The 12,681-nt window shown below is 56.3% G+C and carries 10 protein-coding genes; 3 read left to right on the top strand and 7 right to left on the bottom strand.

Translation table 11 applies throughout. The features are described 5' to 3' along the window. The first annotated feature begins 306 nt into the window (after positions 1-306). The 3 genes from JI62_RS08680 to JI62_RS08670 all read left to right on the top strand — a co-directional run bounded on the left by JI62_RS08680 (position 307) and on the right by JI62_RS08670 (position 3,519). Positions 307-1,215 (top strand): LysR family transcriptional regulator, encoded by a 909-nt coding sequence (locus JI62_RS08680; protein ID WP_088699781.1) that lies wholly within the window; start codon positions 307-309, stop codon positions 1,213-1,215. A 98-nt stretch (positions 1,216-1,313) separates the two neighbouring features. Beyond that, the gene (gene msrA, locus JI62_RS08675; protein ID WP_088699780.1) at positions 1,314-1,934 is read left to right on the top strand and encodes a peptide-methionine (S)-S-oxide reductase MsrA; all 621 of its coding nucleotides are present in this window, start codon (positions 1,314-1,316) and stop codon (positions 1,932-1,934) included. A gap of 202 nt (positions 1,935-2,136) precedes the next feature. Next, positions 2,137-3,519, top strand: coding sequence for an NAD-dependent succinate-semialdehyde dehydrogenase (locus JI62_RS08670; RefSeq protein WP_088699779.1), 1,383 nt, complete (start codon positions 2,137-2,139; stop codon positions 3,517-3,519). Positions 3,520-3,605: 86 nt separating this feature from the next. Here the strand turns inward: JI62_RS08670 and JI62_RS08665 are convergent, their stop codons facing one another. From JI62_RS08665 to JI62_RS08635, 7 genes are all read right to left on the bottom strand, one after another. Then, complete coding sequence (locus JI62_RS08665; protein WP_088699778.1) at positions 3,606-4,094, bottom strand: phosphatidylglycerophosphatase A family protein; 489 nt, start codon at positions 4,092-4,094, stop codon at positions 3,606-3,608. Next, positions 4,094-4,837, bottom strand: a complete 744-nt coding sequence (locus JI62_RS08660; RefSeq protein ID WP_088699777.1) for a tellurite resistance TerB family protein — start codon at positions 4,835-4,837, stop codon at positions 4,094-4,096. The genes JI62_RS08665 and JI62_RS08660 overlap by 1 nt, the downstream gene beginning before the upstream one ends. A 136-nt stretch (positions 4,838-4,973) precedes the next feature. Then, complete coding sequence (locus tag JI62_RS08655) at positions 4,974-8,039, bottom strand: AAA family ATPase (protein WP_088699776.1); 3,066 nt, start codon at positions 8,037-8,039, stop codon at positions 4,974-4,976. Next, entirely contained in the window at positions 8,036-9,184 is a 1,149-nt protein-coding gene (locus tag JI62_RS08650; protein ID WP_088699775.1) for an exonuclease SbcCD subunit D, read from the bottom strand. The genes JI62_RS08655 and JI62_RS08650 overlap by 4 nt, the downstream gene beginning before the upstream one ends. 89 nt (positions 9,185-9,273) lie before the next feature. After that, positions 9,274-10,098, bottom strand: coding sequence for an ammonia-dependent NAD(+) synthetase (nadE, locus tag JI62_RS08645; RefSeq protein WP_088699774.1), 825 nt, complete (start codon positions 10,096-10,098; stop codon positions 9,274-9,276). Between the two features lie 39 nt (positions 10,099-10,137). Beyond that, positions 10,138-10,653: a CinA family protein gene (locus tag JI62_RS08640; RefSeq protein WP_088699773.1), complete on the bottom strand. Its 516-nt coding sequence runs from the start codon at positions 10,651-10,653 to the stop codon at positions 10,138-10,140. A gap of 210 nt (positions 10,654-10,863) precedes the next feature. Next, positions 10,864-12,513, bottom strand: a complete 1,650-nt coding sequence (locus JI62_RS08635) for a DASS family sodium-coupled anion symporter (RefSeq protein ID WP_240513184.1) — start codon at positions 12,511-12,513, stop codon at positions 10,864-10,866. Positions 12,514-12,681: the final 168 nt, after the last annotated feature.

Genomic DNA, 12,681 nt, shown 5'->3' with positions numbered 1-12,681 from the left:
CCGCCGTATTGACATCCGCCGGGGAAGCTAGCGATACACGGCCGGTAACTCGGCCAGTGGCGGGGTTAAAAACGTCTTGAGATTGAGCAGACTCACCAGCGGTGACCTGACCATTAATAAAGTGCTGAATCGCTGTAGTTGTCATAGTTGTCATGGGAGTACCTGTTTTTAAGAACGCACGCCGAGAGGATGTGCAGAGAGCTTACCTTCAGCCTAGCCTACTGGGCCCAGCGAACGGATCAATTGAGTTATTTAAAAGCCAGTTATAAGCTCTACTAATATCATGACAAGTATTTGAGGCTAATTATGCAAGAGTACGCCACGCTGCGCGCCTTTGTGGCCGTGGCACGAACGGGTAGCGTGTCGCGAGCTGCAGAGCAGCTACACCTGACGCAACCGGCTATTAGCCTAAAGTTGAAGCAGCTACAGGCCAATTTGAGCCTCACGCTGTTTAGCCGCCGCCCTCAGGGCCTTGCCTTGACGGCCGACGGCCATGCGCTGCTACCTGCCGCTGAAAAAGCCCTGGCCAGCGCCCAGGCGTTTGAACAGACCGCAGGAACGCTACATAGCACGCTGCGCGGCAAGCTCTCAATCGGCACTATTGTTGACCCGGAATTTCTCCGCCTGGGGGCGTTTCTAAGCCGCCTGATGGCCCGTGCGCCCCAGTTAGAAACCGAGCTGCACCATGGCATGAGCGGCAGCGTGCTTAATCGCATTGAACAAGGCGATTTGGATGTCGGCTTTTATCTGGCGCCGCCCGACGAAGGATCGGGCCAAGAGCATGGAGGGCTCACTTGGCGTGAGCTAACCCACTTTGATTACCATGTGATTGCCCCTGCGGGGTGGGAAAATCGACTTACTGACACCCGTTGGGAGCATCTGGCCACGCTGCCATGGATTGTGACGCCCCAAGACTCCGCCCACTACCGGCTGTTAAAGCAGGCGCTGGCACCGAGCGGCGCAGTGCCCAATCGAGTAGCCCAAGTGGATCAAGAGGCCTGTATGTTGGATCTGGTGCGCGCAGGCGTTGGCTTAAGCCTGGCCCGGGACGCCCTAGCGATGACCGAGCGCCAGGAGAGTGGCTTGACAGTGGCGGACAATATTCGCCTGCCCTGCGCATTAAGCTTTATCTGGCGTCATGAAAGCACCAACGAACCCACCGTTAACGCGGCGCTTAGCACGCTGGATGAGGTATGGCCTCATCGTCTAGGCTAGGTAGTGATAAAGGGACTGTAAGGAAAAGGAACACCAAGCGACTAATCAGCTCACTAATAAAATAAGCAGTAACTCGCCCCTCCACCGGAGTGCTTGCAATGATCCGTCTGCCCCCTCTTCGCACATTTACGCTTAGCGTGTTGGCTGCCGCTGGCCTAGCCAGCCCTTCGCTTCAAGCCCACTCCTCTGAAGCGACTTTTGCCGGTGGCTGCTTCTGGTGTATGGAACCGCCGTACGATAACCAACCCGGCGTCACTGCCACCATTTCCGGCTATATCGGCGGCGAGCTAGAGAACCCCAGCTACGAAGAAATCTCCCAGGGCGGTACTGGCCATGCTGAAGTCGTGCAAATCGAATACGACCCCGAGCAGATCAGCTACGAACAGCTATTAGAAATCTTCTGGCGCAACATCGACCCCTTTGCGGTCGACCGTCAATTCTGTGATGTGGGCGACCAATACCGCTCGGCGATCTTCTATCATGACGACGAGCAGCGCGAACTGGCCGAAGCGTCCAAAGCGGAAATGGAAGAACGCTTTGACCGGGAGATTGCCACCCAAGTAGTACCCGCCACCACCTTCTGGCCTGCCGAGGAGTACCATCAGGACTATTACCAAAAGAACCCGGTGCGCTATAAATTTTACCGCTACAGCTGTGGTCGTGATGGCCGCCTGGAAGAAGTATGGGGTGAAGAAGCCGGCGGGCCTACGTTTGAGTAGCAGGTGTTACGGCTTACACATTGACTAGACTAATTGGTTGAACTGTTTGCTTTACTCACTGCCGGAAAGGTAACGCTAATGTTATGCATGGTCGCTCTTTTTGTACTACAGTGACCTTACGCAAGAAATAGACCGGTTGGTTTATTAGGCGTCCTGGAGCTGGACGCTGTGACCCCACGTTGATCAATAGATAGGAGATCTTATGAGCAACAGTATTAAGACGATCAATCCCACCAATGGTGAAACCCTCGAAACCTATACGCTAATGAGCAGCGCGGAAGCCAAACAGGTAGTGGACGCCTGCTACGAGGCGTTTCTCGATTGGCGCTTAGAGTCCCTGGAAAGCCGCGCTAAAACGGTCAAAGCCATTGGCCAGGCGCTGCAAAAGCATAAAGACGAGCTTGCCGACCTGATGGTCAAAGAGATGGGCAAACTGCCTTCTCAGGCCCGCCAGGAAGTGGATCTGTGTACCGGTATCTGTGACTACACCGCTGAGCACGGCCCGAAAAAACTGGCCGACGAAGAGCGCCAGCCTGGCAATGGCGAGCGCGGTTTCGTGACCTACTCACCCATGGGTGTGATCTACGGCATTCAGCCCTGGAACTTCCCGGCGTATCAGGTGATCCGTTACTCCATCGCTAATCTTATGGCAGGTAACGGCGTGCTGCTGAAACACGCTGAAAACGTGACTGGCAGTGGCCTATTGTTGGAAAAAATCTACCGCGAAGCGGGTCTTCCGGAAAACGTCTTCCGTACACTGGTGATCTCTCACGATGTGTCTGATGAGGTGATTGCTCATTCTGCGGTACGTGGCGTAACGCTAACGGGTAGCGATGGCGCAGGCCGTAAAGTCGCTGGTAAAGCGGCTGAGCACCTTAAAAAGACGGTGCTTGAACTGGGCTCTAACGACGCCTACCTGGTGCTCGATGACGCCGATATGGATGTCGCTATCGACACCTGCGTACAGGGGCGCGTCTACAACGGCGGTCAAACCTGCGTCGCGGCCAAGCGTTTTGTGGTCACTGAAAAGAACTACGAAACGTTTAAAAAGCGCTATGTAGAACGCATGCAGTCGCTTAAAGCGGGTGACCCGACCCAAGAAGACAGCGACCTGGGCCCGATGGCCCGCCTGGATCTGCGCGATGATCTCCACGACCAAGTGGAAGAGAGCGTGCGCAAAGGCGCGAAGATTCTCTGCGGTGGCGAAAAGCCATCCGGTAAGGGCGCGTTTTACCCGGTCACCGTGCTGGATAACGTGACTCCCGGCCAGCCCGCTTACGACGACGAGCTGTTTGGCCCCGTCGCTGCGCTGATTCGTGCCAAAGATGACGAAGATGCCATGCGCATTGCCAACGACAGCCGTTACGGCCTGGGCGGCGGCATCATCTCTAAAGATGTGAAACGCGCCACCGAGCTAGCCAGCAAGTACTTTGATACCGGCATGGTGTTTATCAACGGCTTTGGTGTTGCTACCCCGGAAATGCCTTTCGGCGGCGTTAAAAACTCCGGTTACGGTCGCGAGCACGGCGGCTTCGGCATGCACGAGTTCGTCAATGCCAAGTCGGTGATTGTCGTTCAAGAGTAAGGCTGTAAGCGCTCAAAATCGTGAGTGATAACCGAGAGCGCCGCTAGCTTTTCATCAGGCTAGCGGCGCTTTTTTCGTTGCAAGCATCATGAGTTTAACTGTTGCCCAGAGGTTCGACGCTGCCAAAGCTTTAGCCCAATCGCTATTACCACCCAGGTCACCAACGCCGCGATAACATCATCCAAGACAATGCCAAAACCGCCATGAACATACTCTGCCAGATGAATCGGCGGCGGCTTCAGCGCGTCGAAAAAGCGGTAAACACCGAATGCCAGCGCCATAACCAGCGGGTGGCGTGCTGCCTGCAACCCGATTACCGCCAACGGAAACGCCACATATTCATCGGCAACGATACTGCCATGATCCAACCCGGCGTAGTGCCGGGCAGCGACGTGGCAAACCGGTATCGCAAGTAGCAGCAGCGTTGCCATGATAGCGCCTTGCTGACCTAGCTGACGGCTTAACAGCCACCACGCCAGAGGGATGCCCAGCAGCGAGCCAAAGGTACCCGGCGCCATCGGCGCTAGCCCCAGCCCAAAGCCGGTAGCTAGCCAAAAATTAACCGTATCCAGCATTAACCCGCCTGCTGCGCTTGACGCTCAAGTTCGTCAGTCATCTCTTTGGGTAAGTTAAGCGCACTGGCTAACTGGTCGAGCCAGGCGCGCTCCATGGGGTTTTGATCATCGGTCACGGCCACGCTGATCAGGTACATTTCCCGGGCCGCTTGAGGGGAGTCCGCTTCGCGGGCCAGCGCTTGGGCATCCAGCGGTGCTTTTAGCTGCTGCTCCACCCAGTTATGCATCTCCTGGTCGGCACCCAGGGCATCAATCTGCTCGGTAATCAGCGCCTGCTCCTGCTCATCAATATGGCCATCGGCCCGGGCAGCCATAATCATCGCTTGCAGTAACTCCAGGCTGCGGCGCTCCTGGTACTCACCGCTAAGCACTTCTACTCGCTCGCCCTCTGGCGCATTCTGGGCCGTATTTTGCTGGGCATTGCCATTTTTTGCCGCCTGGGAGCTCTGCCACGCTTTCCACGCCAGCACGCCCACCCCAGCAATGGCGCCGTATTTCAGCGCTTTACCGCCCATGCTGCGGCCGCGTTTGGAGCCGACCAACATACCCATGGCGCCGCCACCGAGCAGGCTCTTAACATCGAAGCCACTGGAGGAGCCGCCACCTTGACCACTGCTGCCACTGCCTAGCTGCTTAGAGAGCCCGCTCAGCATGCCTTTAACATCAACACCACTGCCACTGCCGCCCTTCTGACTTCCGCCAGCTTGCTGCATCAGCTGCTGTAAAATTTTGCTTGCGTTCATCCTTGTACTCCTAAGTAGATAGTATCTTCAGAGCTCGTTTGACGATTAAGTCACTTTATAAAACATTCTATATGAACGCAGCATGAACCAGGCCTTGGAGGAAAACTGCCTGCAATCGGCCATGCGGCGTTAAGCGTTAAAGAAGTGCGCCCTTTACTTCCACTGAGCTCCCCTGCCGGCTGGCACGCACGTCTATACGGACTGGCATTTGCTCTTTGAGTTCGCTGACATGGGAGATCACGCCGATCATGCGCCCGCCCATTTGCAGTTCGCTGAGCATGGCAATGGCTTGATCCAGCGCATCCTGATCCAGGCTGCCAAAGCCCTCATCGATGAATAGCGTATCCAGTTGAATGCCGCCAGCGTACGCCTGCACTACATCCGAGAGCCCTAGCGCCAGCGAGAGCGCGGCCATAAACGACTCCCCGCCTGAGAGTGTCGCTACCGAACGGTTCTTACCGGTGTAGGTGTCGGCCACATCAAGCTCCAGCCCTGAGGCTCTGTTACCTTTGGAGGGATCTTCCCGGCGCACCAACTGATAACGCCCGCGGCTCATGCGTACCAACCGCTCCGAAGCTTGAATCAATACGTCATCCAGCAACACTCCCAGCACAAAACGCTGCAGGCTAATACGGTGCCCCGTACGGCCGTTAGCAACCTCGCTGAGCGTGCCCCACAGCTGATACTGGGCTTCGAGCTCTGCCTGCGCCGTTTGGGCAGTCGCAAGCTTTTGACGAATGCCTCGCAGCGTGGTCAGCCTCCCATCCAGCCCCCGCCACGCCTCTAGCTGGGTGTTCTCTTCGACCTGGGCCGCCTCGGCTAGGCTGTTCAGCGCGGCCATATTTGGCGGCGTTTTTTCCGCAAGCTGGGTTTGGTAGTTCTCCAGCGCGCCTTCAAGCTCGGCCAGGCGGCGTTGGTACGCCTCTACTTGCCGAGTCAACTCTTGACGCTGAGCATCATCCAACTGCGCAGCCTGAAACGCCGCCTCATCACCAAAGGGACTAGCCTGCAGGGCAGTTTGCCACTCTGTTTGCACCTGCTTTAGCGTCTGCTCACTACGTTCGATTCGCTCGTTCGCGCCGCGTAGCTGCTCTTCCGCCCGGGCCAGCTGGGTTTGGCTGGTCGAGAGCATCTGCTGGGCGCTCTCCCAGGCTTTTTCAAGTTGTGCGATCTGGTGTTCAAGCTCAGTGAGGGTTCGGCGCATTGCCTCAGGGTCGCGGGCATCTTCAGGCAGCGATTGGCTCAGCTGATCGCGCTGACTCTCCAGGCGTAACGCCTCCTCTTTCGCCTTCTCCACCTCGGAACGCTGGGTTTTAAGCTGCTTATCCAGCGCGCCCCACTCGCGGCGCAGCGCTTCGCGAGCGGTGTTCTGCTGGCTAATCTCACGTTCAACGCTTTCCCGGCGCTGCACTTGGCGGCGCAAGCCTTCGCAGGCATTTTGCAGCTCAGCCAGCGGGTGACTAGCCCACTCGCCCAACTGTTGGGCAAGCCGCTGGGCCTGTTCTGTATTGTAGTTAATCTGCTGAGTGAGCTGATGGTGATGACGTTCGGCACCCTGACGCGCTTGGCGGGCCTGCTCTTGCGCCATCCTGGCTTCTTCAACCTGCGCCTGACTGACCACATTGGCACTATCAACCGCTGGGGCTGGATGCTCCAGGCTGCCACACACCGGGCAGGGCACATCCTGTTCAAGAGTAAGCGCTAACAGTGCGGCCTGCCCCTGGTGCCAGCGCATCTCCTGCTCAGTGGCGTGGAGTTGCGCGTGCTCTGCTTCGCTTTGCAGACGGTTGAGTGTCTCTGTCGCCTGCTGCTGTTGGCTGGTTAACTCACGCGCTTGCCGGGCGAGTTCATCCAGCTCTTGGCGCTGGGTCAGCAGGTCGTTATGGCGGCTTAGCTCAGCGGGGGCGCTGGCCAGTTGCTGAAACTCTGTCTGTAAGCGTTCCAGATTAACGCTAATCGCTTCGCCCTGCTGGCGAATATTGTCTAGCTGCGCCTCATCACGCTTGAGCGCACTATCAGCGTGTTGCCAGGTGGCCTGCACCGTTTTAAAACGCGCCTGCAACTCGCTTAACTGCTGGCTTTTATGAATAAATTCGCCCAATTGCCGATGCCGTTCCCGGAGGGCGGGGAGCTCTGCCTGACGCTGGCGTGCCACTTCTAACGCCTGCTGCGCCTGCTCTGCGTTAGTACGTTGTGTGGCTAACGCGGCTTGCGCCAGTCGCTGCTCGGCCTGGGCGGTGTTCAGCGTCTGCTGCGCTTGGTCTAAGGCAGCTCTCTGTGGGCGCAGCGCCTGGGCGTGGGTGCTTTGCGCTAAACGCTCCTTACAGCTTTCTATCTCAGCGTGCTGCTCAAGATGGCGGGCTTTATCCGCCGCCAGCTGATCCCGGGCCTCAAATTGGCGCTGCAGTGCCATGGCCTCATCACGCTGCTTTTCGGCGCTACGTCGCTGCTGCTGGGCGGTTTCAAAGCGTTGCCGCGCTTGGTCTACCTGGGGTGTCAGCGCTTCAAGCTCTTGCCCTAACGCGGCTTCGCTCTCAAGCTCTCCCCCGGCGAGGATGCCACTGATATGCTGGCGATGATCACTCACTGCCCGCTCGATTTGATTGGCCTGGGTGCGCAGGCGTTCTTCGATTCGCTGAAAAATCTGGGTTTGAAACAGCTGGGAGAAAATCACTTCGCGCTCTTTGGAGCCTGCCAGCAGCAGTTCACGAAACTTGCCCTGGGGGAGCACCATCACTTGGCGAAACTGGTTGGCATCCAGGCCGATCAGGGTTTGTAGCTCGGCGGTGGCATCGTTGACCTTGCGCGCCACCAGGCAGGTCTCTACATCACCATCGGCTTTTAATCGCCACAGCTGGGCTTCCGCGTTATGAGTGGTGGTGCCTTCGCCGCGGGCTTTGGGGCGCTCCTGCTGGGGAACCCGGCGCACCCGGTAATCCACACCCCGCAGGCGAAAGTCCAGCGTCACTTCGGTTAGCAGGGAGGCATCGGCCTGGTCGCAGCGCATCTGCGCCGGATCACGCTCATTGCCCGTGGTCTGGCCGTAGAGCGCAAAACAGAGCGCATCGAGAATCGAGCTTTTACCGGCGCCGGTGGGACCATTAATCAGAAACAGCGGACTTCTGCCCAGGGCAGTGAAATCGATGGTCTCACTGCCCGCAAAGGGCCCAAACGCCTGGATGGTAAGGGTTAGCGGTGTCATCCCTGAGCCTCTTCATCACGGCTAAGCTCGCCTATTAGTGTGCTTATCGCCTCGGTTTGTTGGTCGGTCAGGGGCTCACCACTGGTCTGGGCGAAGAAGTCGCTGAACATATCCAGGGTGCTGAACTTTAGCCGCTCACGGTCGAGCTGCTGATTACCACGGGCATCCAGCATGCCAGGCTTCTCCAGGTGCAGCACGTTGGGATACACCTCACGCAACTTGCCCATGGGGTCGAGAATGGCGTGACGATCGGTAAGCCTCACCAGCAGATAGTCATCAGCTTGCGGGTCTGTTCGCCCCTGGGCAATCAATGCATCAATCTCGCCCTCTAGTACGCGCACTTCACGGCTGGGTAGTAACGGAACCTGTTCAATCCGAGCGACGCCGGACGCGTCGAGATCCACCAGCGTTACGCCTTTACGCTGGCTGGCTTCGGAAAAGCTGTATTTGAGCAGCGAGCCGCTGTAGCGAATATGCTCGCCACCGCGGTACTGGGGGCCATGCAGGTGGCCAAGCGCTACGTAATCAAAGCCTTGCATCGGCTCCCAGGCGACGCTTTCGGCGCCGCCCAGGGTCAGCGGGCGTTCTGAATCCGAAGCACTACCGCCATCCACAAAGCAGTGGCTCATTAGTATGCAGGGGCGTGCGGGGTGGCGCTGCTCTTCGATACGTTCAACCAAATAGCGGTGGGCAGCGTCAAAATCGCGTACATCAACGTTAAACTGGCTGCGTACATGTTCGGGGTCGGCGTAGGGAATGCCAAACACATCGACCTCACACCCCTTGATCGTCAATGTGACGGGGGTGTCAAAATCAGCTAAGTCGGAAAGGATATGTAGCCCGGCCTGGCGCAGATGGCGCGCACCAAAGCGCAGCCGCTCGGCACCGTCGTGGTTGCCCGAGATCATAACCACCGGTAGTTTGCGCTCCTCGCAGAGAGCGTGGAGCACCTCATCCAGCAGCGTTACCGCCGCAGAGGGTGGCACCGAGCGGTCGTAGATATCGCCCGCGATCAGCACCGCATCGACGTTCTCCCGGTCGATGATCTCGATAAGTTGATCGAGCACATGGCGCTGATCATCCAGCAGAGAAAGGTTGTGGAACAGCCGCCCCAGGTGCCAATCAGCGGTGTGAAGTAGACGCATAACAAGCTCAACTGCCAATAGTGTAGCGGCATCATAACAACCTAATAGGGCTGCGTTTAGCGCTTGCGTTAAGCTTGTATCAAATGATGCTACGGCGTTTTGGGTAGCTGGCGTTTATGTTCGGTGCGTTGATAGGTGCGGGTAATGGTCGTGTAAGCCTGCTCGCTCACCTCCTGGCCGCTAAGAAACGCGTCGATTTCAGCGTAGGTGACACCCATTGCCTCTTCATCAGCCAATTGAGGTTGCAGTGATTCCAAATCGGCAGTGGGCAGTTTCTCGACCAGGGAGGCGGGCGCACCCAAGGCGGCGCCAATCTCTCTTACCTGCGCTTTGGTAAGACCGGTCAGTGGCGCCAAGTCGCATGCACCGTCACCATATTTGGTGAAAAAACCCATCAACGCTTCCGCCGCTTGATCAGTCCCCACCACTAAACCTGACTTAGCCCCCGCGACGGCATATTGGGCAACCATGCGCTGTCGCGCCTTGATATTGCCCAATACAAAGTCCCGCTGAGCAGCATCTTTAAACTCCAGCCCCCCTTCTTCCAGAGAAGTTAGCATAGCGTCGCTAGCAGGCTTTACGTTTACTGCTAACACTTCATCGGGGCCGATAAAGGTGAGTGCCTGTTGAGCGTCCTCTTCATCTTTTTGATCCCCGTAAGGCAAGCGCATCGCGTAGAAACAGGCGTCAAACCCTTTATCGCGAGCTTTTTCGACAGCTAACTGAGCTAACCGCCCCGCAACAGTTGAGTCCACGCCGCCACTGATACCCAGTACCAGTCCGTGCTGGCCTGTCTCTAGCATTTGGCTGCAAAGAAACTCGACCCGGGTATTGATTTCATCACTCGGCGCAATAGATGCCTTCACCTGTAACGCTGACTGAATAAGCTGTTGCTGATCTGCTTGTTGAGTCATTGCTCGTTCTGCCTCCATGCAATTGATAGGGAATCGCTGTTACGACTCATCAACACGCGGCGCGTTACCTGCCAGCACTTCACCATGTTGCTGCGGAACCATTTCCAGAGCGTAATGAGCTGCGGCGAGACGAACCTGATTCCGGTCACCTGAGAAACGCCGCGTTTCGGTGGTTAGGAATATCTGTTGGTTATGCCGAAAGGCCCAGGCAAAGCATACCGTACCAACAGGTATTCCATCGTGAGGCTCAGGCCCCGCAATCCCCGTATTGGCCAGCGCCACATTGGCATCATTATTATTTAATGCGCCCAATGCCATTTCACGCACGGTTGCTTCACTGGTTAACCCGTGGTTATCGATGGTTTCAAAACTGACGGCCAAGTAGCGATTTTTGGCCTCGGGTGAGTAAACCGCTAAGCCACAGTCTATCGATTGCCCGCTGCCCGGCACTCTGGCGAGTTCGGAAACAATTAACCCCGCAGTATAAGACTCCGCTGTGGCCATTTTAAGTTCATGCTTTTGTAAATACGCGCTAACTTTTTCAAGCAGTTCCATTGCTCATCTCCTTATTACGCCATGAAACTCTACTCTCTCTTATGCTTATGGCACCTTGTAGGCACTATAGTTAAGCGCTGTGATTTGTCTAATCTCTATGGTGAACTTTAATATTGTTTATAAACGCGATGTGATTAAACAACTACTAACAAAAAGCCCCGCTCAATGGCGGGGCTGATGGTTCTCTAAAGGTTCTAGGCTCTACCAACGCTAGCGACGGAAGGCGTCAGGGTAGTTGGTGAGGTCAACTCCCCACATGACCGGCAGCAGGAAGTACACCGCCGCCACAATCAGCAGCATGGCGATGATGTTGATCCAGAAGCCGGTGCGCACCATCTCGATAATTTTCAGTTTGCCAGTGGCGAAGATGATAGCGTTGGGCGGGGTACCTACTGGCAGCATAAAGGCGCAGTTAGCCGCCATGGCGGCGGGCACCATCAGCACAAAGGGGTGGATATCCAGCGCCAGCGCCAGCGACGCCAACACCGGCAGAATCATGGTGGCCGTTGCGGTATTCGAGGTGATTTCGGTCAAGAACAGCACCATGCCGGTCGCCAGCAGGATGACCAGCAGGAAGTTGGCGCCTTCCAGAACGCTCATTTGCCCGCCAATCCACTCTGCCAAGCCGGAAGAGCCAAAGCCTGCGGCAATCGCCAAACCACCCCCGAACAGGAGCAGAATGCCCCAAGGCACATCTTTCGCCACGTCCCAACCCAGTAGGCAGCCGCCTTTGTTTTTGGAGGGAATCAAAAACAGCAGCAGCGCAGCGACTATCGCGATCATGGTGTCATTAATGCCGGGGATATTGATGATCTGCCCCTGCCACAAGAACGAGCGGGTGATCCACATAAAGGCAGCGAACAAAAACACCGCCAGTACCGCTTTCTCTTCGAAACTGGTGTTACCCAGCGCTGCTTTTTCTTTGTTAATCAGCTCTCGCCCGCCCGGCAGGTGACTAAACTCGATACGGAAAAATACCCGCGTTAGTAGTAGCCAGGTGCTAAACAGCAACACCAGCACGACGGGAAAAGCAAACATGAGCCAACCGGCAAAGGAGATCTCGATGCCAAACAGTTCATTCACAATGGCAGCGAGAATGATATTCGGTGGGGTACCAATTAGCGTGCCTAATCCCCCAATGGTGCCGCCATAACCGATACCAAAAATCAGCGCTTTGCTGAACTTATCGATTTCGTCACTGTGGTCGCCGTCACTTTTTGCCAGCTCTTGGCTCACCTGGTAGACGATAGCGGTACCAATCGGCAGCATCATCATGACCGACGCGGTATTGGAGACCCACATCGACAAAAAGCCGGTCGCGGCCATAAAACCAAACACGATGCTATTAATACTGGTGCCCAGCACGGCGATAATCGACAGCGCGATACGCTTGTGGAGATCCCATCGCTCCATTGCCAGCGCGATCATAAAACCGCCCAGAAACAGGAAAATAATTGGGTTACCGTAGGCGGCCGTGACGGTATTGCCATCCAACGCGCCGGTAATCGGCAATAGCACAATGGGCAGCAACGAAGTCGCGGGGATAGGAATAGCTTCGGTGATCCACCATACGGCTACCCACAGGGTGGTGGCGAGCACCATGCGCCCTTCAAAACTTAAGTCTTCAGGGTGAAAGAACATCACCACAAAAGCGAACAGCAGTGGGCCAAGCAGCAGGCCAATCTTTTGCGGAGTGGTGTAGGCAGGCGGCTTAGGTTGATGGGAAGGATCGCGCTTGGCATTGGAAGCCGCGGCGTTGGCGGCCCCACCCGTCGGCAGCGCGCACATCAATAGATTTTTGGCTTGGTAGTGGGAGTGCCATAGCTGATCCCATACCGTCATCAGGGCAGTTTTATGCATACAATTTGCGCCACTTACGGTCAGAGTGAAAAGAACAAATCGAGGATCAACATTCCGACATATATGCCGCACGCGGGGCAATACGGAACCTCCTTTGGCGCCCTTTATTAACTGCAATAGGCAATTAGTCCAGTGATTTACCCATAATTACAACCAAAGTCTAACAAC

The organism is Halomonas campaniensis, from assembly GCF_002211105.1.
GTDB lineage: Bacteria > Pseudomonadota > Gammaproteobacteria > Pseudomonadales > Halomonadaceae > Vreelandella > Vreelandella campaniensis_A.
The sequence above is the reverse complement of the archived record's forward strand: the minus strand, read 5'-3'. Positions and strand labels throughout refer to the sequence as shown.

Bases quoted from the DNA above. Each gene is read 5' to 3' on its own strand.
- JI62_RS08680 (WP_088699781.1), top strand. From the start codon at position 307: ATGCAAGAGTACGCCACGCTGCGCGCCTTTGTGGCCGTGGCACGAACG.
- msrA (WP_088699780.1), top strand. From the start codon at position 1,314: ATGATCCGTCTGCCCCCTCTTCGCACATTTACGCTTAGCGTGTTGGCT.
- JI62_RS08670 (WP_088699779.1), top strand. From the start codon at position 2,137: ATGAGCAACAGTATTAAGACGATCAATCCCACCAATGGTGAAACCCTC.
- JI62_RS08665 (WP_088699778.1), bottom strand. From the start codon at position 4,094: ATGCTGGATACGGTTAATTTTTGGCTAGCTACCGGCTTTGGGCTGGGG.
- JI62_RS08660 (WP_088699777.1), bottom strand. From the start codon at position 4,837: ATGAACGCAAGCAAAATTTTACAGCAGCTGATGCAGCAAGCTGGCGGA.
- JI62_RS08655 (WP_088699776.1), bottom strand. From the start codon at position 8,039: ATGACACCGCTAACCCTTACCATCCAGGCGTTTGGGCCCTTTGCGGGC.
- JI62_RS08650 (WP_088699775.1), bottom strand. From the start codon at position 9,184: ATGCGTCTACTTCACACCGCTGATTGGCACCTGGGGCGGCTGTTCCAC.
- nadE (WP_088699774.1), bottom strand. From the start codon at position 10,098: ATGACTCAACAAGCAGATCAGCAACAGCTTATTCAGTCAGCGTTACAG.
- JI62_RS08640 (WP_088699773.1), bottom strand. From the start codon at position 10,653: ATGGAACTGCTTGAAAAAGTTAGCGCGTATTTACAAAAGCATGAACTT.
- JI62_RS08635 (WP_240513184.1), bottom strand. From the start codon at position 12,513: ATGCATAAAACTGCCCTGATGACGGTATGGGATCAGCTATGGCACTCC.